Raw genomic sequence first — 18358 nt, forward strand, 5'->3', positions numbered from 1 at the left:
CAGAGGAGATCACCATGCTCAAGAAACTGTTCAGCGCCCTGTTCGGGGGGGAGCCGACCAAGGCGCCGGAAGTCACTCCCACCGAATATGCCGGCTATCTCATCTATCCGGAACCCATGGCCGAAGGTGGCCAGTATCGGCTGGCAGGCCGCATCACCAAAGAGGTGGACGGCGTGCTGCAAACCCACCGCTTTATCCGCTCCGATCTGTTTGCCAACCCGGCCGATGCCGAGCGCTTCATGGTGCAGAAGGCTCACACCTTTATCGATCAGATGGGGGAGCGCATGTTCGAGCCCCGCAAACCGGCTGACAGCCAGGCTTCATGACGCCGCAAGAGCTCAACAGCCTGCGCGAGGCGCTGGCCCGCGCCGGTGAACGGCGCCTGATCTGGCTGGAGGGGGAGGAGGCCGACTGCATTGCCCGCGCCCAATCCCTGCTCGGCGAGACGGTCTTCTGGCTGGGAGCCGGGCCCGAGTGCTATGCCCCGCAACCGGCCGCCAAGGCGCTGCAGCGGCTTGGTCAGGAGTGCGACACGCTGGTGTTCAACGCCTTCAGCGGCTTTCATCCCGACGCCTTCGGGGCGCTGGCTGGCACTCTGCGCGCCGGTGGCTTGCTGTTGCTGTTGACGCCACCCAGAGCGCAGTGGCCCGCATGGCCGGATCCCGACCGGATCCGGCTGGTGGCCCAGCCGGAGGAGGCCAGTCGGGCCGGTCACGGCTTTATCGCCCGGCTGGTGCGGTTGCTGGACGGGGATCCTGCCCTCTCGCTGGCGCCGCCGATTTGCTCGCAGCCGTGGCAACCGCTTGGGCCCGAGCAGCCATTGAGCTGCGATCAGGCGCGGGCACTGCCCGCCATCCACAAGGTGTTGCACGGTCATCGCCGCCGGCCGCAGGTGCTGAGTGCCGACCGCGGTCGTGGCAAGAGTGCGCTGCTGGGGCTGGCCGCCGCCGAACTGCTGCGTCAGCAGCCCGCGCTGAACATAGTGGTGACTGCCCCATCGCAGGCAACAGTGGCGACCCTGTTTGCCCACGCCGCTCGCGGGCTCGATACCACGCCTGAACAGCTGAGTGGGCTGAGCTACTGTTCGCCGGATCGGCTGGTGCACGAGGCGATGAATCCCGATCTGCTGCTGGTGGATGAAGCGGCCGCCATTCCGACACCGCTGCTTGAAGCCATGCTGGCCCGCCATAGCCGCATTGTGTTTGCCACCACCGAGCACGGTTACGAAGGGACGGGGCGCGGTTTTCATCTGCGCTTCAAGCGGGTGCTCGATAGCCAGACCCCGGAGTGGCAGGAGATCCACCTCTCTGAGCCCATTCGCTGGAGTGAGCGCGATCCGCTGGAGCCGCTGATCTTCCGCCTGCTCGGCCTCAATGCCGAAGTAGCAACTCCCTTGCCGCCGATCAGCCCGAGCTGGCGTCTGGTCAACCAGGAGGCGCTGGCGAGCGACGAGGCGTTGCTCAACCAGCTGTTCGGCTTGCTGGTGCTGGCTCACTACCAGACCACACCGAGCGATCTCAGGTCCCTGCTGGAGAGCCCGGATCTCGATATCCATCTGCTGGAGCAGGATGCGAGCCTGCTGGGAGTGGCCTTGGTGGCGCGGGAAGGGGGGATAGAGCCCGAGCTGGCCGAGGCGATCTGGGCCGGGCGTCGCCGTCCTCGCGGCCATCTGCTGCCCCAGTCGCTGCTGGCCCACGCCGGTTTCAAAACGGCGGGGGGGCGCAGCTACGCCCGGGTGATGCGCATCGCCATCCACCCCGAGCTGCATCGCCACGGTCTGGGGTCGCTGCTGCTTGGCAAGCTTGAGGATCACTATCGCCAGATTGACACCGACTACCTCGGCTCGGCCTTTTCGGCCAGCGCCGACCTGCTTCCCTTCTGGCGCAAGGCCGGACTGGCGGTGCTGCGCATCGGCCTGCAGCGGGATGCCGCCAGCGGCTGCCACGCAGCTCTGCTGCTCAAAGCGCTGAAACCCGAGCATGAGCCCGAGCTGGATCTGTGGCAGCAGCGTTTTGTACGCCAGCTGCCGACCCTGCTGGCCGGCGAGTTGAGCTTGTTGGATCCCGAGTTGGTATGGCAATGCCTGCAAGGCAGTGCCGTCACCGCGCCGGAGCTTGGCGAGTTCGAGCGCGACGAGATTGAATGCTTTGCCCTGCACCACAAGCCGTTCGAACTGAGCCAATCCAGCCTGCAGTTGTGGCTGGCGGGCAATCTGGATGTGTTGGCTTCACTGACTCCTGACGAGCGTGCTCTGCTGATTGCCCCCATCTGGCAATACGCAGAGTGGGGGGCGCTGGCTGCGAGGTTGCAACTGGCGGGCAAGCCCGCAGTGATCAAGAGTTTGCGGGCACTGCTGGCGCGTCTCCTGATCTCCCCTACCACTCGATAGGTTTGCCTTGCCAGTCGAGAAAGCTCAGTTCGCCATCCGGTTGCAGCCGGTTCATCAGGTTAACCAGATGGCCGGCCACCAGCTCGGGACTCTGCACATTTCCCGCCGGTACATTGGCGTGAAACGGGCGGGAGAGTTGGGTATCCACGGTGCCGGGATGGAAGGCCAGCAATTTGACGCCGGGGGCCCGCCGGGCCAGCTCGATGGCGGCACACCTGAGCAGCATGTTGAGGGCTGCCTTGGATGCGCGATAGCCATACCAGCCGCCTGCTCGGTTGTCGCCAATGCTGCCGACCCGGGCACTGAGAACGGCCAAGGTGCAAGGCTCGCGGCCAAACAGCGGTAACAACTGGCTGATCCAGCGCAGCGGCAGCAAGGCATTGGTCTGGTAGACGCGGGTCATGGCATCGAGATTGATTGCTTCGAGTCGCTTCTCTGGCTGGATCTCCCCCTGATGCAGGATGCCATTGCAGATCACCACCCTGTGCGGTCTCGGCACCACTTCCGCGATGCGCGCCACCACTTCTGTCATCTGCTCATCGCTGTAATCACAACATAGCCAGTGCAGACTCGGCGATGAGAGGCCAGCAGGTGCGGGCTGGCGGCTGATGGCAATCACTGGCCCGACACCCGCCGCCAGCCAGTGTGTCACCAGAGCCGCCCCGATACCGCCAGAAGCGCCAATCACGACGATACCTTCACTCATCTCAGGCTCCTTGTGAGTGCATGATGGATTTCACCATCCGCCAATGTTGTTCTGATTGGCAGATACGCTCCCGCCAGTCTGCGGGATCAAGCGGTTAACGGTGCAATCTTGCCGAGATCCGAGCCGTTGGGTGAAATCCATTCCTATACTGAGGGAAAACCGCAGCGGTCTGCTGCCCGCGCAACCAGAATGAGAGTCACCATGATGTCCAAAGATGGGGAAGAGCGTAAATCTATCCTGACCGAAAGTGGCACCAACGAGCTTGAGATCATCGAGTTTCACCTCAAGAAGCAGCTACCGGACGGTCGTGAAAAAACCGCTTATTACGGGATAAACGTCGCCAAGGTGCGCGAGGTGATCCGGGTGCCGGAGACCACAGATTACCCCAATGCCCAGCGTCATATGGTGGGGGTATTCTCCCTGCGGGATCGCCTCATCCCGCTGGTGGATCTGGCGGGGTGGCTCGGCATCAAGACCAACCCTGACCCCAGCCACAAGGTGGTGATCGTCACTGACTTCAACAAGATGGCCAACGGTTTTCTGATCGACAGTGTCAGCAGGATCCATCGGGTCTCCTGGGAGGATGTGGAGTCCCCCAGCCAGTTTCTGGAGGCGGGGGAGAACGACTGCGTGGTGGCCGTGGTCAGGCGCGATGGCAACCTTATCATGATCCTCGATTTCGAGAAGATCATCGCCGACATCAACCCCGAGCTCAGCATGGAGAAGTACGACGTCACTCAGGATCGCAAGGTGCTCATCGACGATCGCATGATGGCGCTGCGCCAGGGAAAAACCATTCTGGTAGTGGACGACTCGGCCTTTATCCGCAAGATGATCGAGACCACCCTGCGCACCGCCGGTTACAACGTGATCACGGCCAAGGACGGGGGAGAGGGGCTGGAGATGATGACGGATTTCGATCGTCTGGCCCAGGAGGAGAGAATGCCGGTGACCGGCTTCGTCAATGCGGTGATCACCGATGTGGAGATGCCGCGCATGGATGGCATGCACCTGCTCAAGCGTCTGCGGGATACCCCCTCCTACAAGGAGATGCCCATCGTGATGTTCTCCTCCCTGATGAGCGATGACAACCGCCAGAAAGCGCTGCAACTTGGGGCCAACGATACCATCACCAAGCCCGAGATAGGGCGCATGGTGGGGATGATGGATCACATGCTGCTTGGAATTGCCCCGCCCTCGCCCGCCAACAACATCTGACCTGCCATTAACTTGCCATTGGCCGGTCGAATCCACTGACCGGTTGCCTCAAGCGGCCACTCCTTGCCAAGGAGTGGCCGCGCTGTTTTGGCTGTTTACTGCGATCCCGACGCCCCTTGTCTCCCGGACATGATTCATGTAATGATAATTATTATCATTTGTTGGTGTGAAGCATATGACAGCAACCTGGGTGAAGGGGTGGGTCGAGTCGACCGAAGGTGGCAGCAGCATGAGTCACTGGAAACAGCAGACCCGAGAGGGCAACCGGCTGTTTGACTGCGGCGAGTATCATCAGGCGTTGGCCCATTATCAGCAGGCGCTGTGGCTGGCTCGTCAGCAATTGGTGCAGTGGCATGACGCCGATGAGGCGGTGGCGGCGCTGGTTGTGGCTCACCACAATCTGGCGGATCTGCTGGTGGCCATGACTCTGCCCGATCGCGCCGCCGACCTGCTCTGCTATGTGCACGACTGCCTGCTGGCGACCTGTCACTCCCCCGCTTGCTCCTCTCGCCTGCGAGAGGCTGCTTTGCGCCATACCCGCACAACCCGTGCCGAGTTGCTGACGTTCGTACAGCGCCACGGCAGCCACGCCGGGATCATGCGTTCGCTCGGTCACTGCCTGTGTCAGAGCGAGCCCTCATCCCGGCTCCATTAAGCCGAACAGAGGTCATCATGAGTCATACCCTGCCAGCCCTGAACTATGCCTACGACGCACTGGAACCCCATCTCGATGCCTTGACCATGGAGATCCACCATAGCCGTCATCACCAGACCTATATCAACAACCTCAATGCCGCACTGGAAACGGCGCCCGAGCTGGCCGCAATGCCGGTTGAAGAGCTGCTGCGCCGCTTCGATACTCTGCCAACCGCCCTGCAGGGGGCGGTCCGCAACCATGGCGGCGGCCATGCCAACCACTCCCTGTTCTGGCTGGTGATGAGCCCGCAGGGGGGCGGTGAGCCGGGTGGTGAACTGGCTCTGGCCATCGAGCGGGAATTGGGGGGATTCGATGCCTTCAAGCAGGCCTTCACTCAGGCTGCCCTGAGCCGCTTTGGCAGCGGCTGGGCCTGGCTTGTGGTGGACAAGGCAGGTAGATTGCAGGTGGAGAGCAGTGCCAATCAGGATAGTCCCCTGATGCATGGCCATACCCCGATCCTGGGGCTGGATGTGTGGGAGCACGCCTACTATCTCAAGTACCAGAACAAGCGTCCTGACTATATCGCAGCCTTCTATCAGGTGGTGGATTGGGCCGAAGTGGCCTGCCGCTATCAGGCGGCGCGAGGCTGACCTGTCGCTGGGTATGGGTGTGCAGGCTCACCGCCACAACCTGCGCTGTAATAACAAGACCTGCCAGTTGGCGGGTCGTCTGTTTATGGTGCGGCTGTGCTGGCGCTGGCGGCTGAAGGGGCCACCGGCAATGTGGGCAAGGCCGCGCTGGGCGTCTCGGCGGCGGTTTCTGCCGCGGGTTTGGCGGGAGTGACCGGCTCAGTCGTTGCCGCTGCGGATAAAGCAGGAGTGACTTGTTCAGTCGTGGCCGAGGCAGACGAAGTTGCCGACTCGGTGGCAACCGCGGCAGAAACTGCCGCTGGCTTGGCCTCATCCACCGCCGGTTTGGGCTGTTTGAGGCAGGGTTGCAGGCTGCCGATGGTGCTCAATGACTGGCAAGGCACAGGCAGACCGATGGGGACCGGTGCCCCGAGGAACTTGGGCCCCTTGTCCAGTACATAGAGGTCGAGCAGCCCCATCAGGCGGGCAAAGACTTCCCGCACCCGGGTGCGGATCCCCTGATAGGCGCTGGGATCCTCGGCATTGAAGCCGACCGTATCGATACCGAAATGGCGGGCGATGAAAATGGCCCGCTCGTTATGAAAGCCCTGGGAGACCACGGTAAAGCGATCCTGGCCGAACACCTCTTTGGCGCGAACAACTGAGTCGAGGGTGCGGAATCCGGCGAAATCCATATAGATGGCGGAGGCGGGGATGCCCGCCTTGATCAGGGCGCGGCGCATCTGGCGTGGCTCGTTGTACTGCACGGTGGCGTTGTCACCGGAGACGATGATGAAGTCCACCTTGGCATTGTTGTAGAGCTCGGCCGCCGCCTTGATGCGGTATTTGAAGTAGTGGTTGGGGCCGCCACCGGAGAGATATTTGGAGGTACCCAGCACGACCGCAACCCGGTTGTAGGGCACCTTGTCCACCTGATCGTAGGTGTAGTGACGGGCATCCGAGACGATCCACTCGCTGTAGCCCAGCAGCATGGCAATCAGGGCCAGCAGCAAAACGAGGCAGGCGAGGAGGATCTTGGCAAACTTCTTCATGCGCGGTGCGGTCAGGGTCTGAAGTTGGGAGTGGCTATCGGCATTCTATTACAACTCGGCCGCTGGCGTCAGGCTTGATAACGGGCGGGCACCTCATTCGGGCAGAGGTTGTCGCAGCAGAGGCCGGGAGAGCGGGAGGATAAAGAGAGGGGCTGCGGTGGCAGCCCCTCTGTTAGGTGAAGGTCTATCAGTGGGCGGAGTCGTTACCCTTGCAGGCGTCTGACTCCTTGTTGGCTTGCCACCAGGGCAGCAGATCCCGGGCGAGCCACGCCTGATAGGCGTCGCTGTCGTTGGCGATCAGCCGGTCCAGCTCCCCTTCGAAGTTGCTCATCGCCTGCTGGCGATCCGGATTACGCAGCGCCTGTGCCAGCGCCAGCCAGCTGGCGCCGCGACCGGTATCGTTGAGGAAACGGTGCACGGTATAGGACCAGGAGTAGACCATCTCGCCACCCTGGTCGTAGTCAAGGTGGAGGATCGCCGCCAGTGTCGGACGCTGGTTGGCGGGGCGGTTTGCCACGTTATCCAGACCCCGGGCAAAGCACTGGCCGTGGGCGATGTACTCTGCAATCCCCTCTGCCCACCAGGTAGTGCGGTTGAGCGGATAGTGGCCGAAACTGCCGTACTGGTTGAAGCGGCCATCCAGATAGTGAACGTACTCGTGGCGCAGGTTCCACACCTGGAAGGCAGGGCGTTTCCACTCCGCCTCATAGGCGAAGAAGCGGGCCTGATTGTCGGGGCGAGCCGGATCCCCCTCGATATAGATGCCGCCATTGTCGGTGGATACGCCAAACAGCGCGCTGCCGTAGCGGCCCCAGTCGGCGGAGGAGTTGAAGATCACCAGCTCCAGCGCTTCGTTGTGATCATCGGCCACCGGTTGCCAGCCTGTCTCCATCTGCTGGTGGAAGCGCTGCTCTTCATCACCCAGCTCGCGGCAGATCCCTTCGGCCTGAGCCTGGGTCAGATCCTGAGCGCGCAGACGCAGGGTTGGCGAGCAGGTGTGCTCGAACGGCAGAATATCTTCCATGCGGATCGGGGTACAAAGCCCGGCGAACTCGCCGCTGACACAGGCTTCGCTGGTGCGATCCGTGTAGGTGAGGTAGTAGCTGGAGAGGGTCAGGGATACCTCTTCCAGCATGGCAGCCGAATGCTGGCCGCCCGGGACCAGCCCCTGCTGGCGCATGATGGCGATGACATCGCGATCCAGCTGCTGGCGATAGGCGATCGCCTTATCCGGGCTGGTGTGATGGAGGTAGCGCATCATCTGGTAGAGGCGGCTGTGGGCATCGAGGATGTTGTTGAAGATAAACAGATCCCGTGAGCCATCGCGCTGTTTCCAGAGGGCCAGCTCGCTCAGGCCCAGTTGCAGCAGGCTCTGGCGCAATGCCGCCTCCTGTTGCAGCACAGCTGCGCTGAAGTCAGCCTGCTGACCGTAAGAGGCGCTCTGATCGACCAGATTGAGCAGCTCGAACAGGCCATCGGCCCAGGGTTTGTGGCCATTGATCTGCGCCGCATGTTGCACCGCATAGCCGAGCGCCTGGTTGAGCTGGGCCAGCATGGGGGCGGCACTCTGGCGGAAGGCGGCTTGGCCAAGCTGTCCCTGCGCCGCCACGCTCCAGGCTTCCAGCACTGTGCCAGCCTGATCCTGCGGTTCAGCTCCCAGCAGCAATGGGTGATTGAGCAGATCAATCATCACCCCCGCCAGAGCCCGGGCGGCCTGATCACTCTCTTTGCCAACGCCGCCGTGGTAGTTGTGGGCGCGCACATAGTAGAGCAGCTTGTCCATTGCCGGATGGGTCGGCTGGTTGGCCGCCAGCAGGGCACGCATGCCGCGCACCACCGCCATCAGCTTGGCGTCATCGTGGCCGTAATCCGCCTGCCAGGCAGGGCTGTTCTGGCCGCTCACGTCGGCCACCAGTTTGGCGGCATCGCTGTCGAGCAGATCCACATCGGGCTGCTCTGGCTCGGAGCAGAGACGACCGTTGGCGCGACGGCACTCCAGCTGCTCCTCCTTGCTGGCCAGCACGATGGGGCGATTGAGCACCCGGCTCTCCTGCCACTCTTTGCTCTCTGGCAGGGGTTGCCACTCGCCGCCGGCGACCGGGTATTGGTAGCCGCTATCTTGCAACGTTACCTGAACCTCGCTGCCAGCGGGGATCACCTGACGGCAGATGCGATAGCGGATGGTGTTGCTCCCCTCCTTGCGCTCCTGTGGCTCATCACACTCTTGCTGAGGCGTGAGCTGATCCAGCTGCCACTGATAGCGGCGCCAGACGTGGATCTCGCTGACCTGAGCGGCAGCCTGACTGCCTGCCACCGGCTGCAGACGGAAAAAGATCTGCTCCAACCGGCCATCCCGCTCACTCGGGGTCTCTTCAAGTACCTGCAACTGCTGCCAATCCTGCGGCTGATAGTGCCACTCCGACTCGGCGCAGCGGCCTTGTGCGTTGAGTTCGCAGCGATCCAGCTCCCTTTCGCTCTGACCCAGGATGATGGCTTGTGGCAGCGGCAGACGATCCTGCCGCTGGGCGGTCGGCGTGCCCGCCAGCTGCTCCCAGCGACCCTGCTTGAGGCCATAACCGAAGTCATAACTGCTGGCGGGAATGAGCTTGCCCGCCGGAATCCGATCTTCACAGCGAACGAAGCGGATCTGCCAGCCCGCATCTACCTTGAGCTGCGGCTCGCCACACTGCTGTTCGGCGAGGGCCGCGAGATCGCTGCTCTGCCAGTCGAAGCGACGGTAGACCCTAAGCTGCTGGTAAGGAGCATTGCTGCTGCGCGCCTTGAGCTCGTAGGTGAGCTCGGTGATGCGCGCGGCCAGTTGCCGGCTCGATTCGCCAGTCAGCTGATACTGTCGCCAGTCATTGGGGGAGTAGTTGGCTTGCGCCGAGGATGTCGCCAAAAGCAGGGGGCCTGCCAGCAGCAGCCACCCGGTACCTGAACGGTTCATTTTTATCCCTTTGTTGTTGTTTGTGTATTGTCTTGCGAGTAATCGCAAGGCAATTTAAACGGTTCCAAAGGGATATCAATTGCCAATTAAAAATCAGATAAATCAATAAGATGGTGACTTTTTGAGTCTGATCGAATTATCGTGGGTTGGCGCCGCAGTAAGGACTCACATGTTTCTTTTTTTGTTTTCAAAGAAGATCGGTAAATTGTGAGTCCGATCTCATTCAGCTTGTCGTGCCCGAGTGGTTTGTTGTCGGGCTACCTTGCCCAGCAGTTGGCGGGAGGGTTTGAGATTGCCGCCAAGATCGGGCCAGGGGAGCCAGTGGTCGGGCACCATAAAGCCGGGCAGGGTGCTGCGGAGCCAGGCTGCCAGTTCGGAGTCGGGAACCGGCTCGCCGTGCCAGTCGATAAAGGCGGCGGGGCGTTGTCCCCACTCATCGCTCGTCACCGGCACCACCAGCGCCTGGGCGACAGCGGGATGATCTACCAGTCGCTGCTCGATGGTTTCTGGCTGGATATTCTCCCCGCCCGAGATGAAGAGGTTATCGAGCCGTCCCTCTACCAGCAGCTCCCCTGCCGCAGTGAACCTCCCCTTGTCGCGAGTATGAAACCAGCCTTCGCCATCGAGGGGCAGATCCAGCTCGCCAGCCCGGTAGTAACCGGCAAACAGGGTGGCGCCGCGCACGCAGATCTCCTGCTCCCTGATGCACACTTCCCGTCCCGGTAGCGGTTTGCCAACTATGCCTGCATCGCCGGGGATAGCGGTGCAGACCTGGCTCCCCATCTCGGAGAGACCATAGCTCACCTTGGGTTCCAGCCCCATGGCGCAGAGGCGCTTCACCAGCGGTTGCGGGATGGCGGCGCCACCGAGCAGCAGCTCGCGCAGGCGGGTACGGGCGGGATCAAAACCCTCTGCCAGCAGACGCCAGAGCTGGGTTGGCACCAGCGAGAGGTGAGTGATGGGCTGGCACTCCAGCCGCTCCTTGAGGGAGCGTTCACGTTGATCCAGTACCAGAGTTGCGCCCGCCAGAAAGACCCGAAACAGGATGGCGTAGCCGCCCACATGAAACAGCGGCAGGGAGAGTAGCCAGCCGGACTTCTCATCGAGGGGAATGAGGGTGGCAGAGCCGCGCGCCGAGGCAAGGTGGTTGCAGAGCCGATGCACCACCGCTTTCGGTGTGCCGCTGGATCCTGAGGTGAGGATCATGTTGTTGAGCTGGGTCGATGCCAGCGGCCATGTTTCCTCGCTTGCTGGCAGTTCGCGCGTGAAGTCGAGCTGCAGGAGCTGCCAGTTGCCTGCCGGGATCTCCCCTGCCGACCAGAAGGCATCGGCATCGAGTTGTACCGCCAGCTCGCGCTGCTTTTCGAGGGGGAAGGCGGGGTTGAGCGGGCAGAACACCACGCCGCTGCGCACGCAGGCCCACGCCAGCAGTACATCTTCCAGCGCACCGCGCACCACCGTCGCCAGATGAGCGCCACGACGCACTCCGGCTTGTTCCAGCTGTTGGCACAGGCTGTTGAGGCGGGCATCGAGCTGGCGATAACTGAGAGGCGAGGCGGCGTGGATGGCAATGCGGTTCGGGGCTGTGATTGCCCGGTGGCGTACCGGGCAAGGTGTCTGTTCGGGTGAACGTGTGGGTTCAATCACGGTAATACAGTTGCTCCAGTCGGCTCAGGTCCGGTTTGCCATCTTCCCCCAGCAGGTTGCCCGCCATCCAGCGGCGGGTATCCAGACCCGGCGCCTGTTCGGGAGCCCATTCGCTCGCCAGATGAAAGAGCTGGTTCAGGCCCAGATCCGATTCGAAGCAGGAGGAGATGATCACCTTGAGCCGCAGTTCGCGGGCGCGGGCGATCAGCGCTTCGCAGTTGGCGAGTGAACCGAGCAGGGTAGGCTTGAGCACCAGCGCGCGCAGTTGCGGGATCGGCTCCCACGGCTTGCCTTGCGCCAGCAGCTCGTCCAGCGCCACCGGCATGCCGGTGCGGTTGGCGACAAAGGCGATGTCGGCAAAGTCGGCGCAAGGGTCTTCCAGATACTCGATGCGGTTCGGGTCGAGGTGGCCGCAGAAGGTCCACGCCTCCTCGCGTGTCCAGCCCTGGTTGGCGTCCAGCACCAGCTTGAGGGAGGGGAGGCGATCGCACAGCAGGCGGATCAGCGCCAGCTCGTCACGCATCGGGTAGCGCGCCACTTTCAGCTTGGCCTTGCCGGGCGTGCGGTGCAGCCACTCTTTCCAGTTGCGCAGCAGCTCCTGGGGGGAGCCTTGAATGAGGGGATAGGGCTCCGGCAGCGGGTTGCTCTGTTCGGGCCATGTCCGGCGCGCGCAGTCGAGGCCAAATTGCACCGACGGCAGCACGGGGTTCAGGTTGTCGCCGGCGGCCAGGGCTGCCAGCGCGGCAAGGGCTTCTGCCTCTGCCTGTTGCAGGCTCTCTTTCGAGAAGCCGGGCAGGGGGGCGATTTCCCCCCAGCCGTCGTTGATGCGCACCAACAGCCCCTCTCGCGCCACCTCCACCTTGCCGTGAAAGGTCAGGGGCTGGGTAAAAGGCAGTTGATAGCGATACAGGGCGAGTGTCATCAGGGGTTCCGCTTGTATTTGGAGAAGTCGGGGCGACGCTTTTCGTTGAAGGCGTTGCGGCCTTCCTGACCCTCTTCGGTCATGTAGAACAGCATGGTGGCATTGCCCGCCAGCTCCTGCAAGCCCGCCTGACCATCACAGTCAGCGTTGAGGGCGGCTTTCAGGCAGCGCAGCGCCATCGGGCTGTTTTGCAGCATTTCGCGGCACCAACGCACGGTTTCACGCTCCAGTTCCGCCAGCGGCACGACAGTGTTGACCAGACCCATGTCGAGGGCTTGCTGGGCATCGTACATGCGGCAGAGGAACCAGATTTCGCGGGCCTTCTTCTGGCCGACGATACGAGCCATGTAGGAAGCACCCCAACCGCCGTCGAAGGAGCCCACTTTCGGGCCGGTCTGGCCAAACTGGGCGTTGTCGGCGGCGATGGTCAGGTCACACATCATGTGCAGCACGTGGCCGCCACCGACCGCGTAACCGGCCACCATGGCAACCACAGGTTTCGGGCAGGTGCGGATGTCGCGCTGGAAGTCGAGCACGTTGAGGTGGTGAGTCCCCTCGTCATCGCGGTATCCACCGTAGTCGCCACGGATCTTCTGGTCGCCGCCGGCGCAGAAGGCTTTCTCGCCAAAACCGGTCAGGATGATGGTGCCGATCTGATCGTCATAACGGGCATCGGCCAGCGCCTGCAGCATCTCTTTGACGGTGCGGGGGCGGAAGGCGTTGCGCACCTGGGGACGGTTGATGGTGATCTTGGCAATGCCATCGTTGGACTTGTGATAGAGGATGTCCTCGTAACCGGCGGAGCAATCCTGCCATTCAACAGGTGCGTACAGTTCAGCTTCCGTCATTGCTTCAATCATGACTCGTCTCTTCTTGTTGGTTGACCCACTCCGCGAGGAGTCGGGCAAAGTTATCAGGCTGATGGGCGTGCAGATTATGGCCGCCATCCAGCACCAAGTGGTTGATTCTGCGATCCTGGTTCGCCAGCTGGCAAGCCAGCTGATGGAATTTGTGATCCCGCTTGCCACTCACATAAGTAACCGGCAGCTGGCTCGCCATGAGCCAGGGGGCGAGATCCGGCTGCTTGCCTAGCGAGGTGGCGCGCAGCATGGTGGCGATGCCCTGACCGTCGTTGCCAAGGCGGCGGGCGATCTGGCGGGCCCGGGCCGCATCGTCAAGATCGGCAAATACCCCTTGCCGGTACCAGTCTGCCAGCACGTCAGCCAGGGGCTCACGCTCGAAGCGCTGCGCCCACTGTTCATCGTGCTGGATGCGGGCGGCCCGTTCACAGGCCGGTAACCCCGGGTTGCAGTTCTCCAGTAGCAGCCCCCGCAGCCCGGCGGGCTCGCGGCTGGCGTGATAGAGGGCCAGTCGCCCACCCAGCGAGTAACCCGCCAGCAGATAGCGTTCAATGTTGCGGTTGGCCAGCTCGGCGACCAGCCACTGGTGGCTCTGCTCAAAGTCGCTGACGGTGAGAGCGCTATGCAGGCCGTGACCCGGCAGATCGAGGGCGATGCATCGGTTGGCGGGCAGCCGGTCGATCACCGGTTGCCAGTCGCCGCTATCCCCCAGCAGGCCGTGCAGCAGCACCAGCGGTACATTGGCATCTTTATTTGCCACGGATGGCGGCCCCCAGCGCCTTGAGATCATCGGCCACCTGCTCGCTCGGTACCCGGATCTCGATCAAGGTAACGCCATGTTGGAGAGCGGCGCTGTAATCGCGTTCGAACTCGGCCAGTGTGGTCGGCGCCCGATAGGCGAGGCCAAACATGGCGGCGGCATGTTCAAAGCTGAGACCGTGGGGCAGCCGGTAGTAGCTCTCCAGCAGCTCCCCTTCGGTGGGCACCGGCAACATACGGAAGATGCTGCCGCCATCGTTGTTGAGCAGGATCACCACCAGCGGTCGGCTCGCCTTGCTGAGCAGGGCCAGGCTGTTGAGATCGTGCAGGGCGCTGAGATCGCCAAGCAGCAGGGTAGTGGGCTCATCACTGTCCTGCTCGATTGATTGGGCAAACCCGTAGGCGGTGGCGATGAGGCCATCGATGCCGGAGGCGCCGCGGTTGGTCATCACCCGGCTCGGCCCCTTGCCCGTTTCGCCGAGCATATCCATCAGTCGGGCTGGCATGCTGTTGCCGACAAACAGTTGCCCTTCGATAAGGGAATTGAGGCGATGGCAGACCCCGAGTTCCGAGAAGTGCTCGCAGGCAGCGGCGATCTGCTGGCTGGCGTTGTGTTGCAGCTCGGCGAATGTGTGCCAAGGGGCCTGGGTGGTGACCGGATGGGCCGCAGCAAAGGCGCTGGCACTGCAGAGCAGCCGGTTGCGCAACCGGTAGTCGGGATCGAGCCGCGCCGGTTGCGGATCCACCAGCCAGTAATCTAGCCATGAATGGTGTTTTATGAACTGGCCAAGCCGCTTGGAGACAAGTCGCGCGCCAAATTGCAGCAGCACCTCGGCGCGGCCCAGCTCGGCGACGAATTCAGGGTCGTTGAGCGCCATATCCATGTGGATGAGGTTGCGGCTATCGAAGCGGATCTGGCTCTGCAGATCTGCCAGCAATGGCCAGCCAAGTTGCTCTGCCAGTTCGGCGACCACCTGTGCCTGTTCGGGGTCAGTGATCCTGCCGGCGACAATAATGCCGCGCTGTTGGCGAAAGGTTTCCCACTCCGCCTGAGGTGGGCAGCTCGGCTCGCTTTGTTGCCACGGGCTCCATGGCTTTCGCGAGCCGAGCCAGTCGCCGAGGGGGGCCAGATAGTCGGAGAAATCCTGATAGTGCTCGCCCGGGTAGAGGGGCTCGGGGTACATGCAGTTGAAGTGCACCACCCCGGGAGTGAGCGCCTGTTTGGCCAGCGCCTGATCCACCGAACTCAGCACAAACGCTGCTGGAATGGTCGGGGTGGGGCTCGGCAGGTTCTGTTGATAGACGGGGTAGCGGCCGAAGATCCCCTGCTGGTCGATCGCCTGATTGGCGCCGTTGTCGATCAGTTCGTGAGGACGATCGGCGGAGAGAATAATCAGCGGCACGCCGGTGAGCTGTGCCTCCGCCACGGCAGGCCAGAGATTGGCCACCGCGGTGCCCGACGTCATGATCACCGCCACCGGCCGGTTGCTCCCCTTGGCTAGCCCGAGCGCCATAAAGCCGAGACCGCGCTCGTCAAAATGCAGATGACGACTAAAGCCCTGATGGGCCGCGGCGGCCATGGTCAGCGGCGCAGAGCGGGAGCCGGGGGCCAGCGCGATGTCGCGCACCCCGAGGCGAAAGAGCTCCTCCAGCAAGAGGGAGGACCAGACGTGGTTGAAGGTGGCGTGCTGGCTCGAAAACGGTGTGCAGGCAAACTCTTCGCTGGCAGGCTCTTTACGGGTGGGCATAGGGGCTCTCGTAGCGTGAAAAGGGTGAATGACTATCCCAGCAGGGAGAGCACATTGGCGATCTTGTTGTCGAGTTCGGCCCACTCGGCGACAGGCTCGGAACCGGCGACAATGCCGGCACCGGCAAACAGGGTGACGCTGCCCGGCTGAATGCGGGCGCTGCGAATGGCGACCGAGAACTCGGACGTCTCCCGACTCAGCATGCCGCAGGCTCCGGCGTACCAGCCCCGATCGTAGGGCTCGAACTCGCGGATAAAGGCGAGCGCTGCCTCGCGCGGAGCGCCGCCCACCGCCGGAGTCGGGTGGAGGGCGTCGAGCAACAGCCAGTCGCAGACGCCGGGCTTGAGCTCGGCTTCGATATCGCACTTGAGGTGTTGCAGCAGTCGCAGTTTGAGAATGCGCGGCTCGGTCAGGGTGGCATCGTGGGTCAGTGGCGCCAGACGGCTGAGTATGTCGGCGTGTACCAGCCGGTTCTCCAGCCGGTTCTTGCTGTCGGCCAGCAGCTCGGCGGCCAGTTGGGCATCCACCTCTTCATCACCGGAGCGGCGAATGGTGCCCGCCAGCGCCTCGGTAAAGAGGTGGCGATCTTCCCGGCGGTAGAGCCGCTCGGGGGAGCAGGCGATAAAGGCCTGCTCGGGGGAGAATTGAAAACCGAAGTGGAAGCAGTCCTGGGCGTGGCGGGCCCACTGGTCGAGCATGGCCCAGGGATTGATATCCGCATCATGGTTCGGACTGGTCAGCACGCTCTCCCGCGACAGTACCACCTTGGGAGTGTGCGCCTGAAAATCGGAGGCGGTGACGCGCTCCACCAGCGTCTGCCACTGGGCGGGGCCGGGGCAATCCTGTCGCTGCCAGGGCTGCTTTTGCAGGGCGGGCAGCGGGGCTTCCGGGCGCAGGGCATCGAGGGCGACTTCGGCCGCCTGCAGTTCGGCCTCGAGATTGTCGTCATCCAGCCAGAGGTTGAGGCAGAGACTGACGCACTCGCCACGGCGCACCAGCTCGATGCGGGGCAGCACGAAACGGCAGGGGCCAAACCCTTGCCAGCCGGACTGGACCGGATCGAACGCCAGTCCACCATAGTAGCGAGGGCTGTCGTCATGATGCTGGTTGGCTGTGTTTGTGCACACCTGCTTGATGGCGTGCGGCTCGGTCAGTTCATGGATGGCGCCCAGCGCGACATACTCGGGACGAGCCTCTCCACGGGCCTGCCAGTAGATACGGGGATAGAGGGTTTGCGCCGCGAGCCAGCCCAGAAAGGAGCGGATTTCGATCGCCACTCGCAACCGTACGAAGCCGCTGACGTTGCTGTGACGCAGGGCGTCCAGTTGTTGCTTGATATGGGTCTGAGCCAACATGGATTCTTGTCTGAGCCGGGTAGTAACGAGCGATCCGGTAGCTGGATGCCGTAGGTTTATGCCAAAGGGCGATGATTTCCTATATATTATCTGCCCATTCGTCCATGTAAATCGCCCGCGGGAGCTTCACTCTCCGGGGCCAAGTATACCCAAATCCGGTTCGATAACCCTTAACACGATCAATATCCGATTGTTTGGCCATCACAAAATGACAAATACCTTCTCTGTTTGGTTGCTGGCGGCGCGTTTGCGAACATTGCCGCTCGCCTGCTCTTCCATCCTGCTGGGCTCGGGGCTGGCTGCCAGTCGTGGTGCCTTCGATGGCACCATCATGGTGCTCTCCCTGCTGACCGCCATCCTGCTGCAGATCCTCTCCAATCTGGCCAATGATTACGGCGATGCGGTCTCCGGCGCCGACAACGGTGAGCGGATCGGCCCGCAGCGGGCGGTGGTCTCCGGTCTTATCACCAAAAAACAGATGTGCGTGGCGATGGGGCTGACCGCGCTGGCGGCGGTGGCCAGTGGCCTGCTGCTGCTGGGCTGTGCCTTCGGCGGCCAGTGGCTGCAGATTTTGGCATTTGTGGTGCTGGGTGGCGCGGCCATTGTCGCGGCGGTGACCTACACGGTCGGCAAGACTCCCTACGGTTATCGCGGGTTTGGCGATATCTCGGTGTTCCTCTTCTTCGGCCTGCTCGGGGTGCTCGGCTCCTACTACCTCTTCACCAAGACGCTGGAGTGGGAGCTGCTGCTGCCTGCCACCGCCTGTGGCCTGCTGGCGACCGCCGTGCTCAATATCAACAATGTGCGCGACATCGAGACCGACGCCGCCAGCGGCAAGATCACTCTGGCGGTGCGCCTTGGCCGCAACCGTGCCATCGCCTATCACTGGGTACTGCTGGGGGCGGCGTTGCTGGCAACCATCGCCTTTATCCTGATCCAGCCCGCCAGTTTCTGGCCGTGGATCTTCTTGCCCGCCATGAAGCCTCTCAGCGATGCGGCCCGTACCTTGCGCGAAAGCTACGATGGCGAGGTGCTGACCGGTTCCCTCAAGAAGACCGCCATCAGCGCCTTTCTGTTCAGTCTGCTGCTCTCCATCGGGTTGGCGCTCTCCTGATGAGCGACCGGCTTGTTGTTATGTGAAACGGGCTCCCGAGGCGGGAGTCTTTTTGTGTGCCGATGCGACGCGTTGGTACTGAATCAGTCAGACAGGAAGACTGCCATGCGTGCATCACTCAAACAGAAAATCATTCAGGTATGCCAGCAGAAAATCACCCAGAAGGGGGAGACGGTCGGGCTCTCCTTTTATGCTTTTTTTGCCAATCGCAATGACAATCCCGATTTGTTGATGGAGGCGGCGACCTGGTGGATCCAGACCCACAAGCTCGATCACTTCGAGAAGGCCAAGAAAATTCTCTTGTTGGTCGAACAGGAGCGATAGTCGGCTGCCATGAAACAGAGAGGGCTCCCAAGCGGGAGCCCTCTCTGTTGG

16 protein-coding genes are annotated in these 18358 nt (G+C 62.5%); 7 read left to right on the forward strand and 9 right to left on the reverse strand.

Annotated elements, in window-relative coordinates:
- Positions 1-14 precede the first annotated feature (14 nt).
- On the forward strand, positions 15-326 hold the full coding sequence (locus tag AB5Y71_RS17370) for an HlyU family transcriptional regulator (protein WP_150389778.1): 312 nt from the start codon (positions 15-17) through the stop codon (positions 324-326).
- The gene (locus AB5Y71_RS17375) at positions 323-2389 is read left to right on the forward strand and encodes a tRNA(Met) cytidine acetyltransferase TmcA (RefSeq protein WP_368172088.1); all 2067 of its coding nucleotides are present in this window, start codon (positions 323-325) and stop codon (positions 2387-2389) included. Before AB5Y71_RS17370 ends, AB5Y71_RS17375 begins: the two co-directional genes overlap by 4 nt.
- On the opposite strand, the gene AB5Y71_RS17380 is transcribed toward AB5Y71_RS17375, so the two are convergent.
- Positions 2376-3095 carry an SDR family NAD(P)-dependent oxidoreductase gene (locus AB5Y71_RS17380; protein WP_368172089.1) on the reverse strand — a complete coding sequence of 240 codons (720 nt, stop codon included), beginning with the start codon at positions 3093-3095 and terminating at the stop codon, positions 2376-2378. The genes AB5Y71_RS17375 and AB5Y71_RS17380 overlap by 14 nt on opposite strands.
- Positions 3096-3296: 201 nt before the next feature.
- Here AB5Y71_RS17380 and AB5Y71_RS17385 point away from each other — a divergent pair, with 201 nt between their 5' ends.
- From AB5Y71_RS17385 to AB5Y71_RS17395, 3 genes are all read left to right on the forward strand, one after another.
- A complete protein-coding gene (locus tag AB5Y71_RS17385; RefSeq protein WP_005335957.1) occupies positions 3297-4313 on the forward strand; it encodes a chemotaxis protein in 1017 nt (338 codons plus the stop codon).
- A gap of 175 nt (positions 4314-4488) precedes the next feature.
- Positions 4489-4968, forward strand: a complete 480-nt coding sequence (locus AB5Y71_RS17390; RefSeq protein WP_005354955.1) for a hypothetical protein — start codon at positions 4489-4491, stop codon at positions 4966-4968.
- Positions 4969-4985: 17 nt separating this feature from the next.
- Entirely contained in the window at positions 4986-5600 is a 615-nt protein-coding gene (locus tag AB5Y71_RS17395; protein ID WP_368172090.1) for a superoxide dismutase, read from the forward strand.
- An 83-nt stretch (positions 5601-5683) separates the two neighbouring features.
- On the opposite strand, the gene AB5Y71_RS17400 is transcribed toward AB5Y71_RS17395, so the two are convergent.
- The 8 genes from AB5Y71_RS17400 to AB5Y71_RS17435 all read right to left on the reverse strand — a co-directional run bounded on the left by AB5Y71_RS17400 (position 5684) and on the right by AB5Y71_RS17435 (position 16869).
- Entirely contained in the window at positions 5684-6631 is a 948-nt protein-coding gene (locus AB5Y71_RS17400) for a vancomycin high temperature exclusion protein (RefSeq protein WP_368172091.1), read from the reverse strand.
- A 187-nt stretch (positions 6632-6818) separates the two neighbouring features.
- Positions 6819-9578, reverse strand: a complete 2760-nt coding sequence (locus tag AB5Y71_RS17405) for a collagenase (RefSeq protein ID WP_368172092.1) — start codon at positions 9576-9578, stop codon at positions 6819-6821.
- Between the two features lie 219 nt (positions 9579-9797).
- Positions 9798-11225 carry an o-succinylbenzoate--CoA ligase gene (gene menE / locus AB5Y71_RS17410; protein WP_368172093.1) on the reverse strand — a complete coding sequence of 476 codons (1428 nt, stop codon included), beginning with the start codon at positions 11223-11225 and terminating at the stop codon, positions 9798-9800.
- Complete coding sequence (gene menC / locus AB5Y71_RS17415; protein ID WP_236358172.1) at positions 11218-12147, reverse strand: o-succinylbenzoate synthase; 930 nt, start codon at positions 12145-12147, stop codon at positions 11218-11220. The genes menE and menC overlap by 8 nt, the downstream gene beginning before the upstream one ends.
- The gene (gene menB, locus AB5Y71_RS17420; RefSeq protein WP_197971580.1) at positions 12147-12995 is read right to left on the reverse strand and encodes a 1,4-dihydroxy-2-naphthoyl-CoA synthase; all 849 of its coding nucleotides are present in this window, start codon (positions 12993-12995) and stop codon (positions 12147-12149) included. Before menB ends, menC begins: the two co-directional genes overlap by 1 nt.
- Positions 12996-12999: 4 nt before the next feature.
- Positions 13000-13797, reverse strand: a complete 798-nt coding sequence (menH, locus tag AB5Y71_RS17425) for a 2-succinyl-6-hydroxy-2,4-cyclohexadiene-1-carboxylate synthase (protein ID WP_368172094.1) — start codon at positions 13795-13797, stop codon at positions 13000-13002.
- Positions 13757-15514 (reverse strand): 2-succinyl-5-enolpyruvyl-6-hydroxy-3-cyclohexene-1-carboxylic-acid synthase, encoded by a 1758-nt coding sequence (gene menD, locus AB5Y71_RS17430; protein ID WP_368172095.1) that lies wholly within the window; start codon positions 15512-15514, stop codon positions 13757-13759. The genes menH and menD overlap by 41 nt, the downstream gene beginning before the upstream one ends.
- A gap of 32 nt (positions 15515-15546) precedes the next feature.
- Complete coding sequence (locus AB5Y71_RS17435) at positions 15547-16869, reverse strand: isochorismate synthase MenF (protein ID WP_368172096.1); 1323 nt, start codon at positions 16867-16869, stop codon at positions 15547-15549.
- 208 nt (positions 16870-17077) lie between these two features.
- Between AB5Y71_RS17435 and AB5Y71_RS17440 the strand changes: the two genes are divergently transcribed.
- Entirely contained in the window at positions 17078-17983 is a 906-nt protein-coding gene (locus tag AB5Y71_RS17440; RefSeq protein WP_368172097.1) for a 1,4-dihydroxy-2-naphthoate polyprenyltransferase, read from the forward strand.
- A 105-nt stretch (positions 17984-18088) separates the two neighbouring features.
- The gene (locus AB5Y71_RS17445) at positions 18089-18307 is read left to right on the forward strand and encodes a DUF6500 family protein (protein ID WP_368172098.1); all 219 of its coding nucleotides are present in this window, start codon (positions 18089-18091) and stop codon (positions 18305-18307) included.
- Positions 18308-18358: the final 51 nt, after the last annotated feature.

This window comes from Aeromonas sp. R9-2 (assembly GCF_040908025.1).
Taxonomy (GTDB): Bacteria; Pseudomonadota; Gammaproteobacteria; order Enterobacterales; family Aeromonadaceae; genus Aeromonas; species Aeromonas veronii.

What these genes read in the sequence shown, in the direction of transcription:
- AB5Y71_RS17370 (WP_150389778.1), top strand. Translation starts at nt 15, where the DNA reads ATGCTCAAGAAACTGTTCAGCGCCCTGTTCGGGGGGGAGCCGACCAAG.
- AB5Y71_RS17375 (WP_368172088.1), top strand. Translation starts at nt 323, where the DNA reads ATGACGCCGCAAGAGCTCAACAGCCTGCGCGAGGCGCTGGCCCGCGCC.
- AB5Y71_RS17380 (WP_368172089.1), bottom strand. Translation starts at nt 3,095, where the DNA reads ATGAGTGAAGGTATCGTCGTGATTGGCGCTTCTGGCGGTATCGGGGCG.
- AB5Y71_RS17385 (WP_005335957.1), top strand. Translation starts at nt 3,297, where the DNA reads ATGATGTCCAAAGATGGGGAAGAGCGTAAATCTATCCTGACCGAAAGT.
- AB5Y71_RS17390 (WP_005354955.1), top strand. Translation starts at nt 4,489, where the DNA reads ATGACAGCAACCTGGGTGAAGGGGTGGGTCGAGTCGACCGAAGGTGGC.
- AB5Y71_RS17395 (WP_368172090.1), top strand. Translation starts at nt 4,986, where the DNA reads ATGAGTCATACCCTGCCAGCCCTGAACTATGCCTACGACGCACTGGAA.
- AB5Y71_RS17400 (WP_368172091.1), bottom strand. Translation starts at nt 6,631, where the DNA reads ATGAAGAAGTTTGCCAAGATCCTCCTCGCCTGCCTCGTTTTGCTGCTG.
- AB5Y71_RS17405 (WP_368172092.1), bottom strand. Translation starts at nt 9,578, where the DNA reads ATGAACCGTTCAGGTACCGGGTGGCTGCTGCTGGCAGGCCCCCTGCTT.
- menC (WP_236358172.1), bottom strand. Translation starts at nt 12,147, where the DNA reads ATGACACTCGCCCTGTATCGCTATCAACTGCCTTTTACCCAGCCCCTG.
- menB (WP_197971580.1), bottom strand. Translation starts at nt 12,995, where the DNA reads ATGACGGAAGCTGAACTGTACGCACCTGTTGAATGGCAGGATTGCTCC.
- menH (WP_368172094.1), bottom strand. Translation starts at nt 13,797, where the DNA reads ATGATCTCAAGGCGCTGGGGGCCGCCATCCGTGGCAAATAAAGATGCC.
- menD (WP_368172095.1), bottom strand. Translation starts at nt 15,514, where the DNA reads ATGCCCACCCGTAAAGAGCCTGCCAGCGAAGAGTTTGCCTGCACACCG.
- AB5Y71_RS17435 (WP_368172096.1), bottom strand. Translation starts at nt 16,869, where the DNA reads ATGTTGGCTCAGACCCATATCAAGCAACAACTGGACGCCCTGCGTCAC.
- AB5Y71_RS17440 (WP_368172097.1), top strand. Translation starts at nt 17,078, where the DNA reads ATGACAAATACCTTCTCTGTTTGGTTGCTGGCGGCGCGTTTGCGAACA.
- AB5Y71_RS17445 (WP_368172098.1), top strand. Translation starts at nt 18,089, where the DNA reads ATGCGTGCATCACTCAAACAGAAAATCATTCAGGTATGCCAGCAGAAA.